At 64.3% G+C, this 15,129-nt stretch carries 12 protein-coding genes and 1 tRNA gene; 6 read left to right on the top strand and 7 right to left on the bottom strand.

The genetic code is table 11. The features are described 5' to 3' along the window. Nucleotides 1–64: 64 nt before the first annotated feature. From GXH28_RS08100 to trmFO, 4 genes are all read right to left on the bottom strand, one after another. On the bottom strand, nt 65–1,495 hold the full coding sequence (locus GXH28_RS08100) for a glutamine synthetase family protein (protein WP_169238517.1): 1,431 nt from the start codon (nt 1,493–1,495) through the stop codon (nt 65–67). Nucleotides 1,496–1,828: 333 nt separating this feature from the next. Next, nucleotides 1,829–2,227, bottom strand: a complete 399-nt coding sequence (locus tag GXH28_RS08095) for a hypothetical protein (protein WP_169238516.1) — start codon at nt 2,225–2,227, stop codon at nt 1,829–1,831. Nucleotides 2,228–2,338: 111 nt separating this feature from the next. Then, a complete protein-coding gene (locus tag GXH28_RS08090; RefSeq protein WP_169238515.1) occupies nt 2,339–2,959 on the bottom strand; it encodes a redox-sensing transcriptional repressor Rex in 621 nt (206 codons plus the stop codon). 93 nt (nt 2,960–3,052) lie between these two features. After that, entirely contained in the window at nt 3,053–4,489 is a 1,437-nt protein-coding gene (gene trmFO / locus GXH28_RS08085) for a methylenetetrahydrofolate--tRNA-(uracil(54)-C(5))-methyltransferase (FADH(2)-oxidizing) TrmFO (protein WP_169238514.1), read from the bottom strand. A gap of 38 nt (nt 4,490–4,527) precedes the next feature. Here trmFO and GXH28_RS08080 point away from each other — a divergent pair, with 38 nt between their 5' ends. Beyond that, nucleotides 4,528–5,388 carry a phosphodiester glycosidase family protein gene (locus tag GXH28_RS08080; RefSeq protein WP_169238513.1) on the top strand — a complete coding sequence of 287 codons (861 nt, stop codon included), beginning with the start codon at nt 4,528–4,530 and terminating at the stop codon, nt 5,386–5,388. A 48-nt stretch (nt 5,389–5,436) separates the two neighbouring features. Here the strand turns inward: GXH28_RS08080 and rsmD are convergent, their stop codons facing one another. The 3 genes from rsmD to GXH28_RS08065 form a co-directional block, all read right to left on the bottom strand. Beyond that, the gene (rsmD, locus tag GXH28_RS08075) at nt 5,437–5,985 is read right to left on the bottom strand and encodes a 16S rRNA (guanine(966)-N(2))-methyltransferase RsmD (protein WP_169238512.1); all 549 of its coding nucleotides are present in this window, start codon (nt 5,983–5,985) and stop codon (nt 5,437–5,439) included. Between the two features lie 62 nt (nt 5,986–6,047). Next, nucleotides 6,048–6,575: a histidine phosphatase family protein gene (locus GXH28_RS08070; protein ID WP_169238511.1), complete on the bottom strand. Its 528-nt coding sequence runs from the start codon at nt 6,573–6,575 to the stop codon at nt 6,048–6,050. Nucleotides 6,576–6,600: 25 nt separating this feature from the next. Beyond that, nucleotides 6,601–6,975: a hypothetical protein gene (locus tag GXH28_RS08065; protein WP_169238510.1), complete on the bottom strand. Its 375-nt coding sequence runs from the start codon at nt 6,973–6,975 to the stop codon at nt 6,601–6,603. A gap of 221 nt (nt 6,976–7,196) precedes the next feature. Between GXH28_RS08065 and GXH28_RS08060 the strand changes: the two genes are divergently transcribed. The 5 genes from GXH28_RS08060 (at nt 7,197) to GXH28_RS08040 (ending at nt 15,111) form a co-directional block, all read left to right on the top strand. Next, nucleotides 7,197–7,278 (top strand) — tRNA-Leu (locus GXH28_RS08060). A 13-nt stretch (nt 7,279–7,291) separates the two neighbouring features. Next, nucleotides 7,292–8,629, top strand: a complete 1,338-nt coding sequence (gene tig, locus GXH28_RS08055; protein WP_169238509.1) for a trigger factor — start codon at nt 7,292–7,294, stop codon at nt 8,627–8,629. Nucleotides 8,630–8,736: 107 nt separating this feature from the next. Further along, entirely contained in the window at nt 8,737–9,429 is a 693-nt protein-coding gene (locus tag GXH28_RS08050; protein WP_206156769.1) for an ATP-dependent Clp protease proteolytic subunit, read from the top strand. A 245-nt stretch (nt 9,430–9,674) separates the two neighbouring features. Then, complete coding sequence (locus GXH28_RS08045; protein ID WP_169238508.1) at nt 9,675–11,210, top strand: aldehyde dehydrogenase family protein; 1,536 nt, start codon at nt 9,675–9,677, stop codon at nt 11,208–11,210. Further along, nucleotides 11,203–15,111 carry an NAD(P)-dependent oxidoreductase gene (locus GXH28_RS08040; RefSeq protein WP_169238507.1) on the top strand — a complete coding sequence of 1,303 codons (3,909 nt, stop codon included), beginning with the start codon at nt 11,203–11,205 and terminating at the stop codon, nt 15,109–15,111. The genes GXH28_RS08045 and GXH28_RS08040 overlap by 8 nt, the downstream gene beginning before the upstream one ends. Nucleotides 15,112–15,129 lie beyond the last annotated feature (18 nt).

Below are 15,129 nucleotides of genomic sequence, written 5' to 3'. Positions count from 1 at the left end.
CGTTCAGTGCTAACGGGTAGGCGGAGGCGCGCCTTCGCCTACCCGTTTTTGAGCAGCCGTCTGCTCAGAACAGATTCCACAGATACTGGTTATAGACCTCGTGGTGATATTGCACCTCCGGCCCCTTGACGAACGTGCCGAGCAAACGTGGACAGCGATCAGCAGCGGCACGCTTCAAGTCAGCGTAGCGCGCCTTGACGTCATCGCCGAGCAACACCGAGCTCCACTGCGCCGCGCAGAAGTTGTCAATCGCGTCGTAGATGTTGTCCGGCAGGAAGCGCTTGGCTTGACGCAAGCCAGGCTCATTGCTGATGCTGCCCTCCAGGCCGGTGCGGAAGAGCGAATACATGACCAAATACGGATTCGCATCCGGCCCCACCGAGCGCACCTCGATGCGCGCGCTGCGTGCGTTGCCGATCGGAATGCGCACCATCGAGCCGCGATCCACCGGTGAGGCGATGATCTGGTTCGGCGCCTCAAAGTGCGGGTCGAGCCTGCGGTAGGCATTCACGCTCGCGTTGAGCAGTAGACAGATGTCGTTGGCGTGCGTCAAGATGCGATCCACAAAGTTCCAGGCAAACTCACTCAGGTTCTCCTCGCCGTTCGCATCCCAGAACAAATTGACCCCGTTTTGGCTGACCGAGATGTTCGTGTGCATGCCGCTGCCGTTGACGCCGACGACCGGCTTGGGCAAGAAGCTGGCGGTTAGGCCTTGCAGCGCGGCCACCTGCCGGCAGATCAGCTTATAAAGCTGGATGGTATCTGCTGCAGCAACCACCTCGGTATAGCTGTAGTTGATCTCGAACTGTGAAGGTGCCACTTCAGGGTGATCCTTCTCGTTCTGGAATCCCATCGCGCGCTGTACCTCGGCCACCGTATCAATGAACTGGCGGAGCGGATCCCCCGGAAGCGAGTGATAGTAGCCGCCCGTGTTGACGAACTCGAACTGGCCCGTTTTGTGATACTCTCGCTCGGCGTTCAACCCCTTGAACAAGAACCCTTCGATCTCGTTCGCCGCGTTCATGGTGTAGCCCTTCTCCTCGAACATCCGCTGCGCAAAGCCCTTGAGGATGCTGCGCGTATCGGCAACATACGGCCGACCGTCGCGCTCCATCACTTCGCCGAAAACAAGCACTTTGCCCGGGCCAAAAACATCGGCCGGCGCCCAATAAAAGGCCGACCAGTCAATCCCCAGTCGCAGATCGGACTCGCGTTGCGCCGTGAACCCGCGGATGGACGAACCGTCGAAGGTCAGATTGTCATACGACTTTAACAAGAACTTCTTGTCGTAGTCGAGCATATGCAGCCGACCTTCAAGGTCGGAGAACAACACGGTAACGGCTTTGATCCGCTTCTCGTCGGTCAGATACTTCAAGCGTGCTTCTTGGAGCTGGTGCATCGGCACACGCGCCAGGCGCTGAGCCTTGGCCTCGAGGTTCAACTCTTCCAGCTCCGCATAGGGTATTCGCAAAAATTCTCTAAGTTCGGTGGTCATGATTCGGTAGTGCTCCTTTGGAAAAGCTGAGGACGCGACGCCCCTCATCGGAACGTCACGTCCTGGTGACACTCGGCTCAATTGGCCCAATTATACGGGCCGCGCACATCCCGTCAAGGGACGGTGAGCGCCGCACCGATCCGGTGAACAGTCATCATCCTCTCAAGACACCCCCGATGGCTGACGGTCGTCATGATGAGCGACCTGTAGGGAAGCCGCGGTGCGCAGATCGGGCTGACCGTCGCTCACCCCAATTTTTGTCATATCCCGAAAAGCAAACCGACCCCCAGGGCGCTCGGGGTCGGTTTATTCCTCGGTCAGACTGCGCGCCGGCTAGTCGTCGCTGGCAACGCTGCCGTAGCCTTCCGCGTAGCCATAGCCGCCGCATCCATACGACATGGAGTCGGCCGATTTAGCGGCTGAGGCTTTGGTCTGCTGGACGGACTTTGCGGCGTCGCCGGCCGTGACCGCTTTGCCGGACTGCTCAGGCGCGGAGGATGGCTGTGGCGCTTTCTCGGTGGCCGGCGCGGGCGGCAGCGCGCGCTCTTCCGCAGGCGGAGCGACGACGGGCGCAGCGGGTTGCGCGCGGGTTGTAGTGAGGTTGAGCGGCTCAACGACGAGGCCGTTCGGGCCGGTTACGATTTGACGATTGCTCACTGCACAAGCAGTGAGCACGAGAGCAGCGCCGACGCCGGCAGCGATCACCCTGACGATTCGCTTATTCATCATCATCCTCCAGAATTCGAGTGAATGAGAAGCCTTGTCGCCAATCTTAATGAACGCAACAGGTTTGTCAAGAGTTTGTGACGAAGTGACACGAACTCGCGTTCTCGGCTTGGACGATCAGGCGAGGTAGTAGGTCATGTGCTGCAAGTGGAGCACGGGGTCAATGTTCTCCACGCGCACATGGGCGGGCACGCTGAGGTTGACCGGCGCGTAATTGAGGATTGCGACGATCCCCGAGGCGATGGCGAGGTCGGCCACTTCCTGCGCCGACTCGGCCGGCACGGCAATCATCGCCATCCGAATATTGTGCTCGCGGACAAACTCCGGCAGTTGGCGCACGTCGTATACCTTGCAGGCGCCGACCGAGCGGCCGATCTTCTTGGGGTCGTTGTCGAACACGGCGCACACGCGGAAGCCGCGATGGGCGAAGCCGGGGTAGTTCGCCACAGCGCTGCCGATGTTGCCGGCGCCGATGATGATGATGGGCCATTCGTGCTTCAGGTTGAGGATTTGGCGCAGCTTCTCTTGGAGACCGGCGACGGAGTAGCCGGTGCCCTGTTTGCCGAACTCGCCGAAATGCGACAGGTCTTTGCGAATTTGGGCCGAACTGATCCCGAGCCATTGCGCCATCTCTTGTGACGAGGTGAACACCTTCCCGCCGTTTTGCATGGCGCTCAACGCGCGGAGATACAGCGGCAACCGGGCAACAACGATGTCCGGGACGTGTTTCGCAGACATATCACATCGGTAAAGGTGAAGCGGCCATTTTGGCGATGCGATGCGTAGCCAGGCGCAGCGATGACGCTTATCCTGCGCTGTCGTATGCGCCGATTACGTTTGAACGGGCGCCAGCATATCGCTGAGGATGCCCTGCGACTCAATCGCCGTCTGTAAGTCGCGCCGGGCGCGTTCGGCGTAGGCTGCGCCGCGCAGCCGCTTATCGCGCGGGGGGTGCGCCAGCGGCGGCAAGATGCCGAAGTTCGCTTTCATCGGCTGAAAGTGCTTCGGATCCGCATGCGCGATGTAGTGGCACAATGCGCCCAGCATGGTCGTGGGCGGCAGCGTGACCAACGGCTCGCCGCGCAGCGCGCGGACGGCGTTGACGCCGGCGAGCAGGCCGGTGGCCGCGTTGCCGACGTAGCCCTCGACGCCGACGATTTGGCCCGCGAAGAAAATCGCGCGGCGCGGATCGGGAATCGGGCGCTGCTGGCGCGCGAGAGGCGCATCCTTCAGTTTCAGCGTAGCGCTCAGCAGCGCAGGAGCGTTGATGAATGTATTGCGGTGCATTTGGCCGTAGCGCACGAACTCGGCGTGTTGCAAGCCGGGGATCATGCGCAGCACGCGATCTTGCTCGGGGAACTTGAGGTTGGTCTGGAAGCCGACGAGGTTGTAGAGTGTGCCGGCGATGTTGTCTTGGCGCAGTTGCACCACAGCGAACGGTCGCCGGCCGGTGCGCGGATCGCGGATGCCCACCGGCCGCATCGGCCCAAAGGCCAGCGCATCCTTGCCGCGCCGCGCCATCACCTCGATCGGCAGGCAACCCTCGAAGAAGCGCTCATCGCGCAGCTCGAAGTCGCGCAGGGTTGCCGTCTCGGCCGTCGTCAGCGCCTCGACGAAGGCGTAATACTCCTCCCGCGTCATCGGGCAATTGATGTAGTCGCCGTCGGTCGGTTGCAGCGCAGGGCGTGCATCGCTGCTCCGGCTGCCCAGCGTTTTGCCGTAGCGCGAGGCGTGGAAGGCGATCGTGAGGTCAACCGAGTCGAGCGTCACGATCGGCGCAATGGCGTCCCAGAAGTAGAGGTACTCGCTGCCGGTGAGTCGGGCGATCTCGGCGGCTAGCGCATCCGAAGTGAGCGGCCCACTGGCGATCACGCTGACCCCCTCCGGAATGCGGATCGCTTCCTCGCGGATCACCTCGATGAGCGGGTGGGATTCGATGCGGCGGGTCACCTCCAGCGCGAACCGTTCTCGGTCCACAGCGAGCGCGCTGCCGGCGGGCACCGCTGCGCGCTCGGCGCACACCAGGATTAACGAGCCGAGCATGCGCATCTCGCGTTTGAGCAGTCCGGGCGCCTTGTCGTCCTGGTCGGCGCCCAGCGAATTGCTGCACACCAGCTCGGCCAGATACCCCGTGGTGTGCGCCGGCGTCATCTTGCGCGGGCGCATCTCGTACAGCTTGACGCGCACGCCGCGTTGGGCGATCTGCCATGCAGCCTCTGCGCCGGCCAGGCCGCCGCCAATCACCGTGATCCAGTCGGTCTCGCGCATAGCGCGCCATGATTCTAACAGCGTAGAATTCCAACGCCATGCGTTCCTTGGGCGCGCTTGGCGCCGCGGTGGTCATTGGCCTATTGACCGCTTGCAGCGATGCGCCGAAAACGCCATCGGCGCAGCCGACGACTTTCCCCTCGCCGGCGGTCCGCCCGACGCAGCCGGTCGTCGTGACCCACACGCCGGCAGCCACGGCAACACCGCCGGCTTATGATGGGCAGTGGCGCGCCCTCACGCCGGCGATAGCCCTCTTGCTGCTGCGAGGCCACAGCAACAACTTCGACGAGCGGCTCATTGTGGCGCGCGTGGATTGGCAACGTGCGACGATGCGCGTGCTCTATGACCCGCAGGTGCCTCGCACCTTGCGCGATTGGCAGCGCGCCACCGGCGCCGCGCTCATGATTAACGGCGGGTTCTTCGATGAGGCCAATCGAGCGACCGGCCTGCTCATCACAGATGGACGGGTATTCGGGCGAAGCTACCGCGGCTTCGGCGGGATGTTTGCACTGCGCGACGGCAGGCCATTGGTGCAATGGTTGCGCACCCAGCCCTACCGCTTTGACCCCGCCATTCAACACGCCGTGCAGAGTTTCCCGATGCTGGTGGTGGATGGGCAACGGGTGGCCGGCATTGGCGATAACGGACAGCGCCACCGGCGCAGCTTCGTGGCGCTCGACCGCGACGGCTATGTGTTGCTAGGCGTGACGCAGATGATGCAGTGGACGCTGACCGACCTGGCGGACTTCCTGGCGGCATCGCCTGAGTTGCGTGTCGCGCGCGCGCTCAACTTAGACGGCGGCGGGTCGTCCGGCCTGTGGCTGGATGAGACCCTCGGCGGCCTCTCGATGAACTCGTTCGATCCAGTGCCGGCGGTGATCGCCATCTTCGACCGGTGAGAGTCGCGCGAGAGAGGTGAAGGCGGTGCGTTCGCCGGTTCCGGTCAGCTAGAGGCGATCGTAGAACAACAGCATGGTCTTGCCGTAACGCCGTTGGTCGCCCAGTTCCAGGTGGTCGAGCGCGATCGGGAAATACTCCCTCGGGTCGAGCTGAACGATGACCGTGCCAGATTCGCTCAACCAGCCGATGTTCTCGTCAATCGCAATCAGCGCGCGCGACCACAGCCCCTGGTACTGCGGCGGGGCGACGAAGATGTAGTCGTAGCGCGCGTTGGGCCGCGCTTGCAGGTAGTCGAAGGCGTCCTGCCGGATCACGCGCGCCTTGGATTCGAGACGGGTGATGCGAAGGTTCTCGCGGATCACTTGGATGGCCTGCGGCGCGATGTCAATCAGCGTAGCATGTTCCGCCCCGCGGCTGAGCGCCTCGATCGCCACGGCGCCGGTGCCGGCGAACAGGTCTAGCCAGCGCGAGCCGCGCACGTCATCCATCAGGATGTTGAAGATCGCTTGCTTGGCGCGGTCGGTGATGGGGCGGATCGCGTCGCCGGGCACGGATTTCAGCCTGCGCCCTTTGGCGCTGCCGGTGTTGACTTGCATGTGCGCGAAATCACCTCCCCGAACGAACCCACAGCACGCGCAGCAACGGAGCAAGAGAGGATTTAGCTCATCCGCACCATAGCCGGCGTGAACACCAGGTCCAAATGCCAACCGTCATCCCCGCGCTCTGCGCGCCACACGCCGGCCGTCGGCGCGGGATTGCCGTTGTCGAAGACGAACTGCGATAGGTCCAGCGTACCGTTCGACAGCGTTTGCAGCAGGGCCTTGGTCGGCGAGCCGTGAGTGACGAAGCCCACACAGGCGAACGCATCGCCCTCGACGCGCGCCAGCAGATCCTGCACGCGGGCCTTGACGCTCTCGAAGCTCTCGTCGCTGCGGTGCTCGGCTAGCGCCTCTTCGATCTGGATGGGGGCCTGCGCATGCTCCGCGATCAAGCGCGCGGTCTCCTGGGTGCGCTCCAACGGCGAGACGAACAGTCGCTCCAGGTTGCACTGCGACAGGTACAAGCCGGTCGCGCGGGCTTCCTGGCGTCCAACCTCGGAGAGTGGCGGGCCGGGCGCGCGATCATAGGCGAGGCCGGTGTTCGGCTGTGGGTGGGCATGGCGAATGAGATAAAGTGCTTTGAGCATAGCGTTGTGTTGTGTGGCGCGTCATTCATTCGCGACAGGCCACCGGGGATTCTTTAAGTCGGTTGCCGGCTGCCGGCTCATAACAGCGGCAATACTTGGCGCTGGTGTCGAGCAAGGGACCGCCGCCCCAATTCAGCACGGTTAGTTGTGAGCGGGCGCACTGCACGCCCGGCCGCGGGCTGTCGGTCGGGGCGGTGTACAGCCAGCCGATGCCCGTCGGGCCGTTTCGCTCGTAGATCATCCAGATGCGCGATTCGCGCAGCGGGTCGCCGGCGTTGATGTCTATGCCATCGGTCACGCCGAGGTAATACACCAATCCAAACACGAAAGGCGCCGACAACGACAAGAAAGCGATGATGCCCACTCCGATGCGTTCCAACCACAATCTCGTCTTGCTCATACGCGCTCACAGGTCAACCCAAACGGTCGCACCGCGCCAGCCGGTCCGATCCATCACATCTCCGTCACATCGAGGCAGCTAGTATAATCTCCCCGCCTGAGGGCACAGTGACGTGGGCGCGTTCGCCGAAGCGCAACCGGAGCGCGCGGCCGCCCATTGGAGGATGCGCCGGGGGTGCCGAGCTGCCCACCGCAGACGCGAATAAGCCCCTTGCAGGTTGTGGGGATGTGGCGGAATTGGCAGACGCGCATGACTTAGGATCATGTGCCGCAAGGCATGTGGGTTCAAGTCCCACCGTCCCCATCGGATCAAAACCATGAACTTCCAAGTTGAAACCCTCGATACGCACGAAGTGCGCCTGACCATCACTGTAGATGATGACGTCGTGAACCAGGCGCGTCGCGATGTGGCTCGTGAGCTATCCAAGCAGGTGCGCATCCCCGGCTTCCGCCCCGGTCACGCGCCGATGGCAGCCGTTATCCGCGCCGTCGGCGGCCAGTCGGTCTTCGATGCCGAAGTCGTGGATCGCGTCGCTCGCGAGGTGTATCCGAAAGCGCTGGATGAGGCCGGCATAGACCCCTATGGCCCCGGCCGGATTGAGGAGGTGAGACAATCGCCTTACCAATTGGTCGCGCGTGTGCCGCTCGAACCGAAGGTGGACCTGAGGGATTACCGATCCATTCGCCTGCCGGCGCCGTCGGTCGTCGTCACCGATGAGGAAATCGAGCAGCAGCTCCAGTTCATCCGCGAGGAGCACGCCATCGTGCAACTGGTCGAGCGGCCAGCGGAGATGGGAGACTTGGTCGAGGTGAGTGTGGTGGGCAAACTGCCAGGCAGCGATGAAGTAGCGCTCCGCTTCCAGCCGAAGCGCGGCCTGGTGCTCAAAGCAGAGGACGAAGTGTTGCCCGGGCTGTCCGCCCTCATCGTCGGGATGAGCGCCGGCGAACACAAGGACGCGACGCTGACCTTGCCGGATGACTTCGACGAAGCATCGCTGCGCGGCCAGACGATTGACGTCGCGATTGATGTGCAGCGGGTCAGCAGCCGGACGCTCCCCGACATCAACGACGAACTCGCCCAGGCGGCCAGCGCCTTTTCGACCCTGGCCGAGCTGCGCGAGGACTTGCGTCGTCGGCTGATCGAATACAAGCAGCGCCAGGCCGATCAGTCATTCGCCCTCCAGGCGCTTGACGCGTTCACCGCGCTGGCCGAGGTGCGTTATCCGCCCGATTTCATCGAGGACCAACTGGATCGTCTGTTCGCGGACTTTAAGGATGACGTTCGCAAAGTCGAAGGGATGCCCTTCGAAGAGTGGCTGAAGCTGCAAGGCAAGACTGAGCAGCAAGTGCGCGAAGAGCTGCGGCCAATCGCCGAGCAGCGCGGCCGGCGCGGGTTAGTCATGCGCGAGCTATCACGCGCCGAGGGCCTGAACGTGAGCGAGGAGGAGATCGCCGCCGAAGTCGAGCTGGCCGCCCAGCGCTATGGCAGCCGCCAGGCCGAAGTGCGCAAGGTGCTGGCCCGAGCCGATACGCGCAGCGCCCTCAAGAACAGCCTCCTCTCGACTAAAGTGTTGGACCGCATGATGCGGATCGCCAAGGGCGAACTGGCGGCCGAACCGGCCGGTCAGCCTTCGGCCGAGCCGGCGGCAGCCTGATCGCCAACGTTCGGCTAATGACGGCGCGGTAGTACTTGCGAATCGCGGAGCTTCTGTTGAGCCATCCGGCAACGCTGTTGCGCGGATGGCCACAAAAGGGATTAAGTATGGTTCCAATCTATTCTCAGGCACGGTTCGACGCGATCAAGAACGTCATCCCGATGGTGATCGAGACCAACGGTCGCGTCGAACGCGCGTACGACATCTACTCGCTGCTGTTGAAAGAGCGCATCGTCTTCCTCGGCACGCCGATCAACGACCAGGTGGCCAACTTGATCGTGGCGCAGTTACTCTTCCTGGAGCGAGAGGACAACGAGAAGGACATCCAGTTCTTCATCAACTCGCCAGGCGGCTCGGTCTATGCTGGCATGGCCATCTACGACACGATGCAGATGATCTCGGCGCCGGTAGCCACATTCGCCGTCGGCCTGACGGCCAGCTTCGGCACGCTGCTGCTCTTGGCCGGCACCAAGGGCAAGCGCTACGCCTTGCCCAACGCCACCATTCACATGCATCAGCCGCTCGGCGGCGCCCAAGGTCAGGCGTCCGACATCGAGATTCAAGCGCGCGAGATCCTGCGCATCAAAGACACGATCAACAAGATCATCATGCGCCACACCCACATGACCGAAGAGCAGGTCATCCGGTACACCGACCGCGATGTGTACTTCACGCCGGAGCAGGCCAAAGCGCTGGGCGTGATTGACGCGATCGCCGAACTCAACCCCAACAAAGTGGCGCTACTCAGCCAGCCGAAGGCGGAAACGTCGCCTGCGGCCGACCAGATTCACAAGGCCTGACCGGCGCAGATGAAGCGCCGGTTCTCGAGGCAGACCGGCGCTTAGAGGGCATCCGCGTGGCGTGGGCCAAGTTGATCCTCGGCCAGACGCTGGCGATTGCATGCCGTCCACCTCAAGCTGCGGGCCGGAGCGCGCGGACCAAACGAGGAATTGAACGCCCGTTCGGTTGGCTGGGTCGCTATCACCGACCGTCGGGCGGCTTCGAGCGCAGCGTTCAATCGAGCGAAGCCGTGATGAGTTGAGCCATGACCGAACTGATCTCCCGCCATTCCGTCACCGGTGAAGAACTGGGCCGCGCGCCGATCTGCAGCGCCGATGATGTGCGCGCGGCTGTGCAGGCAGCGCGCCGCGCCCAGGCCGCGTGGGCCGCGTTGACCGTTCGCCAGCGCCTGGATGCGCTCAAGCCTCTGCGCCGCCTGTTGTTAACCCAGGCCGATGCGCTTGCGCAGCTCATTGTGGCCGAACAAGGCAAGGATCAGATCGAGGCGTATGGCGAGGTGCTTTCCTCGTTGGACTTGCTAAGCTTCTACGCGCGCCGCGCCGAGCGCGCGCTGCGCCCGCGCAGGCTATGGCCGCGCCTAGGCGCACTGCGGGCGCATCGCCTCATCGCCCAGCCCTACGGCGTGGTCGGCGTGATCTCGCCGTGGAACTATCCGCTCATGCTCAGCATGGATCCGCTCAGCGCCGCGCTGGTGGCCGGCAACGCTGTTGTATTGAAGCCCTCGGAATACACGCCGCTGATCGGGCTGAAGATCGGCGAGCTGGCGCGCCAGGCCGGATTGCCGGAGGGGCTGGTGCAGGTGGTCACCGGCGACGCGACCACCGGCCAGGCGCTGATCGCCGGCGGCATTGACAAGCTGGTGTTCACCGGCAGCGCGGCCAATGGACGCAAGGTCGCCGCGCTGGCCGGACAGCATCTGGTGCCGGTCACACTGGAGCTGGGCGGCAAAGACGCAGCAATCGTGCTGGCCGACGCCGACCTCGATCGCGCTGCCGAGGGCGTGCTGTGGGGTGCCTTGCTCAACGCCGGTCAAGCCTGTTTGGCGATTGAGCGCATCTACGTGGAGCAACCGGTCGCCGAAGCGTTCACCCAAAAGCTGGTGGAGAAAGCCCAGCGCCTCCGCGTGGGCCCGGCCACCGACCCCTGCAACGATGTGGGAGCTATCACCACCGAGGCGCAGTTCAACGTCGTGCAACAGCAGTTGCAGGAGGCGATTCAGCGTGGGGCGCGCGTGCTCACCGGCGGCCAGCCTCTACCCGGACCTGGCCGCTTCTTCCCTCCCACCGTCCTGACCAACGTCACGGACGACATGGCCCTCATGCGCGACGAGACTTTTGGCCCGCTCCTGCCGATCCGGCCGGTGCGCGATGTGGAGGAAGCCATTCAGCTCACCAACGCCAGCCCCTATGGCCTGACGGCCAGCATCTGGACGCGTGACGTGCGACGGGGGCGGCAGTTGCTGGCGCGGCTCGCCGTCAGCGACGCCTCGATCAACGAACACGGCGCCTCCAGCACCTACGCCGAGGTGGGCTGGGGCGGCCGCAAAGCCAGCGGCTTCGGCCGCACGCGAGGCGTCGAGGGCTTGTATGAGATGGTCATCTGGCAGCATCTCTCCTGGCCCAGGCTGGACTTGCCCTTGATGCGCTTCCCCTACTCGGCAGCAAAAGTGGACTTTGTGCGCGCCTTGCTTTACTTACTCTTCGGCACAGGGCGGGAGCGCGCTTCAGCGCTGAAGAACATCCTTCGATTTCTGCTGCACGGAGGTCAAGGCAATGCCTGAATACTTGATCGGGATTGATCTCGGCGGCAGCGGCGCACGCTGCCTGCTGTTGAATCTCGCCACCCGCGAAACGCGCGCGGCGCACTGCGCCTGGTCGTTGATTCCCGAACCGGAGGCCGGGCGCTTCGCGTACCGCCTAGATCCCGACGTCGTGTGGCAAGCCATAGCGGAGGCAACGCGCGACGTGTTGCGCCAGGCCGGCGTCCACCCCGCGCAGGTCGCCGGGCTGGCCGTCGCCAGCATGCGCCACACAACAGTTGCGCTAGATGCGACAGGGCGCGTATTGCTGATGACCCCCAACCGCGATGCCCGCGCCGCCAGCCAGGCGCTACAACTGGCTGCCGAGCACGGCGAGGCAATTCAGGCAATCGGCGGGCATTACCCGAATCCCATCTTCCTGGCTGCCCGGCTGCTCTGGCTCCGTGAGGAGCAGCCACAGGCCTTCGACTCGTTAGCGTGGGTTATGAGCTTGAGCGATTGGGCCGGTTACCGCATGACCGGCGTACCGTCCGCCGAATCCGCCCAGGCCGGCGAGACCATGCTGCTGGATATCCATCAGCGGACATGGGCGCAGCCCTTGCTGCGCCGCCTAGAGATCCCCGATCAGGTGCTTCCGCCGCTTCGCACGGCCGGCGAGCGCCTGGGTGACTTGACGCGCGCTGCCGCTGACGATCTGGGCCTTATGCCCGGCACACCGGTGGCAGTAGGCGGGCCGGACACGCAGTGTGGCCTGCTCGGCATGGGCATCCTTGCGCCGGGCGAGGTCGGCATCGTGGCCGGCACAACGGCGCCGGTGCAATGGGTGACCGAGCGGCCGATCACAGCCGATGCGGGCTTGTGGGCCGGTCTACATCTTCTCCCAGGCCGCTACATCTTGGAGAGCAACGCCGGCAGCGTGGGTGCCACACTGGACTGGCTGGCCCGCCTATGCTTTGCTGCCGACCCGCAGCCCACGGCTCGCTGGTTGGCCGAAGCCGAGGCAGCTCGGCAACCCACCTCCGACGCCTACTCCACCATCGGCGCGCGCCGCTTCGACGCGCGCGCGCTGGCGATGCCCGTGGACACGTTCACGTTTTCAGCGCTCGCCGCCGAAGCGCTGCCGAACGCCGTACCCCAGTTCGCCCGCGCCGTGGTGGAAGGAATGGCGTATGCCATCCGGGCCAACCTAGAACAGCTCGCCGCCGTCGCAGGACCAATGCAGCGGCTTGGGCTGGCCGGCGGCATGAGCCGCAACCCCTTCTGGAGGCAACTGCTTGCCGATGTGCTGGAACAAACGGTCTATGCCAGCGCTGTGGTCGAAGCCAGCGCGCTCGGCGCCGCTTTCTGCGCCGGCGTCGGCGCAGGCTTATTCGACAGCCTGACCACGGCCGCGCAGGCGCTCGTGCGCCCCGCCGAAGCTCATCGGCCCGGCGCTCAATCGGCCACCTATCATCGGCTTTACGCCGCCTGGTCGCAGCTCTGCCAGGCGCGCCGCGAAGCGGACGCGCTGGCAAGCGAGCACGTCACCGAGGCGGTGCTGGAAGCGCCAACGGTTCAGCAGGCTGCGCCCGTGCCAGATGCCTTCCGCCCGCGCGTCTTCGTCAGCGCCGAGATAGACGAGGCATCGCGAGCGCAGTTGAGCCGATTAGCCGACGTGATCTACCGACCCTATCGCGAAGCGGGCGTGGTGCTGACAGGAGACGAGCTGGCGCAGGCCTTACAAGGTTGCCACGTCTTCATCACCGAGGTGGACGTGGTGGATGCCGAGGTGCTGTTGCAATTGCCCGATCTGCGTGCCGTGATCGTGTGTCGCGGCAACCCGGTCAACGTGGACGTGGAGGCGTGCTCGCTGGCCGGGGTGGTGGTCGCACACACGCCGGCGCGCAACGCCGATGCCGTAGCCGATTTGACAATGGCTTTCATCCTCGCGCTGGCGCGCAAGCTTCCATCGGCGCTTGCCTTTTTGCATCAGCCGGGGGGCGAAGCGGGCGACCTGGGCCGGCTCGGCCAGGCTCATGAAGCTTTCCTCGGCGTAGAGCTGTGGCGCAAGACGGTGGGGCTGATCGGCGGCGGCGCAGTGGGCCGCAAGGTAGCAGCGCGGCTGCTCCCCTTCGGCACGCGCGTGTTGATCTGCGACCCCTTCCTGAGCGAGTCGCAAATCACCCGCATGGGCGCAGAGAAGGTCAGCTTGGCGCAGCTCTTGGCGCAGAGCGACTTCGTGAGCCTGCATGCGCCGGTCACCGATGAGACGCGGGGCATGATCAATGCTCAGACGCTAGCGCAAATGAAGCCCGGCGCGTTCCTCGTCAACACGGCGCGCGCCGCCCTGGTGGACGAAGCAGCAGTGTGCCAAGCGCTTCATCAGGGCCGACTGGGCGGCTACGCGACCGATGTGTTCGCCGTGGAACCGCCGGCGGCGGACGATCCGCTGCTGAACGCGCCGAATGTCATTGCCACGCCGCACATCGGTGGCAACACCCAACAGGTGGCTGCGCATCAGGGCGAAGCAGCAGCGCGCGCGCTGACCCAGTTGCTGGCGGGCCAGGCTCCCGATCATGCGCTTAACCCTGATGTTATGCGTTCATTTCGCTGGCGCGGGCCACGCGCGATGGATGCAGCGGCGCTGCACCAGCGTCGCCAGCGTCCCGGCCCGGCCGTGACCGACCTGGAGGCAGCCGCTGCCGGGCGACGTTCGCCCGCCGCTGCCGAGGGTTCTACGGCGGCGCAAACGCCGGCTTTACCCTCATCATCCTCACATTCCGCTACGCCTGCCTCGGCACCGCCTGCGACGAACGAAACACGCCAAAAGGTGCTGGCCTTGCTGGACGATTTCACCCGGCGCGTGGCCGCCGATGCTGAGCTGGCGACCTTCGCCAAAGGCAAACAGGTCACCTTCCTGTTCACTCTCAAAGATCTCGATCAGCCGTTTTATCTCTCCTTCATTGACGGCAAGGTAACCGCCGGGGTGGGGACGCCGTCCGTTCACGCCGAGGTGAGGCTAAAGACCACTACCGAGGTTCTGGACGGCATCTTCACCGGCCGCGTCAATCCCACAAAAGCCGCCCTCAGCGGCAAGCTCTCGTTCAGCGGCGACACCGCGCGCGCCATGGCCTTCATGCGCATTCAGGGCCACATGTCCCGCCTGTATGCTCAAGCGCGCGCTGCGGTTGGGGAGCTGGGCAACCTGGCCGAGTTGACTTCGCCGGCCGTCGCACCGCAGCCTGTCGCAGCGGCATCAATCGTTTCCGTCCCTTCCGCTCCGCCCGCAGGCGGGCAATGGGCCGGCGACTCTGATGCGTTGAACGTAGTGAAGATCACGCAGGAGCTATACGCCAAGGGGCTGATCACCGCGACCGGCGGCAACGTAAGCGCGCGATGCGCGGACAAAGCGGACGAGATTTGGATCACGCCAAGCGGCCTGTTCAAAGGCGAGCTGCGCGCCGAGATGCTGGTGCGGATCAACTTGGATGGCCAAGTGGTGCGCCCGACGGAACACACCGCCTCCAGTGAATTGCGCATCCACTGCGCGATCTACCGCAAAATGCCCGACGTCCAGGCCGTCATTCACAGTCACCCGGAGTATGCCACCTTGATGTCGCTGGTCGGCATGAAATTCGAGCCGATCTCGACCGAGGCAGCCTTCATTGGCGAGTTGCCTGTCGTGCCGTTCATCATGCCGGGCAGCGAGGCGCTGGCCGAGGCAGTTTCGGAGGCGATGCGCAAACATGGTTTGGCCGTTTTGATGCAAAATCATGGCATGGTGGTCGCCGGCTCTAGCTTGCGCCGCGCTGCGGACTGGACTGAAAACATCGAGATCACGGCGCGCAAGCTCATCTTGTGTCGCTTGCTCGGCAAGAAGCCGGCGCGCATCGCCGACGCCACGGTCAAGCTCCTCCGCGAGGTCGGCGCGAGCATCGGCTGATCGAAGCAGACTGTCGCT

Source organism: Candidatus Roseilinea sp. NK_OTU-006 (genome assembly GCF_012931985.1).
Lineage (GTDB): Bacteria > Chloroflexota > Anaerolineae > J036 > Brachytrichaceae > JAAFGM01.
The sequence above is the reverse complement of the archived record's forward strand: the minus strand, read 5'-3'. Positions and strand labels throughout refer to the sequence as shown.

What these genes read in the sequence shown, in the direction of transcription:
- GXH28_RS08100 (WP_169238517.1), bottom strand. Translation starts at nt 1,495, where the DNA reads ATGACCACCGAACTTAGAGAATTTTTGCGAATACCCTATGCGGAGCTG.
- GXH28_RS08095 (WP_169238516.1), bottom strand. Translation starts at nt 2,227, where the DNA reads ATGATGATGAATAAGCGAATCGTCAGGGTGATCGCTGCCGGCGTCGGC.
- GXH28_RS08090 (WP_169238515.1), bottom strand. Translation starts at nt 2,959, where the DNA reads ATGTCTGCGAAACACGTCCCGGACATCGTTGTTGCCCGGTTGCCGCTG.
- trmFO (WP_169238514.1), bottom strand. Translation starts at nt 4,489, where the DNA reads ATGCGCGAGACCGACTGGATCACGGTGATTGGCGGCGGCCTGGCCGGC.
- GXH28_RS08080 (WP_169238513.1), top strand. Translation starts at nt 4,528, where the DNA reads ATGCGTTCCTTGGGCGCGCTTGGCGCCGCGGTGGTCATTGGCCTATTG.
- rsmD (WP_169238512.1), bottom strand. Translation starts at nt 5,985, where the DNA reads ATGCAAGTCAACACCGGCAGCGCCAAAGGGCGCAGGCTGAAATCCGTG.
- GXH28_RS08070 (WP_169238511.1), bottom strand. Translation starts at nt 6,575, where the DNA reads ATGCTCAAAGCACTTTATCTCATTCGCCATGCCCACCCACAGCCGAAC.
- GXH28_RS08065 (WP_169238510.1), bottom strand. Translation starts at nt 6,975, where the DNA reads ATGAGCAAGACGAGATTGTGGTTGGAACGCATCGGAGTGGGCATCATC.
- tig (WP_169238509.1), top strand. Translation starts at nt 7,292, where the DNA reads ATGAACTTCCAAGTTGAAACCCTCGATACGCACGAAGTGCGCCTGACC.
- GXH28_RS08050 (WP_206156769.1), top strand. Translation starts at nt 8,737, where the DNA reads ATGGTTCCAATCTATTCTCAGGCACGGTTCGACGCGATCAAGAACGTC.
- GXH28_RS08045 (WP_169238508.1), top strand. Translation starts at nt 9,675, where the DNA reads ATGACCGAACTGATCTCCCGCCATTCCGTCACCGGTGAAGAACTGGGC.
- GXH28_RS08040 (WP_169238507.1), top strand. Translation starts at nt 11,203, where the DNA reads ATGCCTGAATACTTGATCGGGATTGATCTCGGCGGCAGCGGCGCACGC.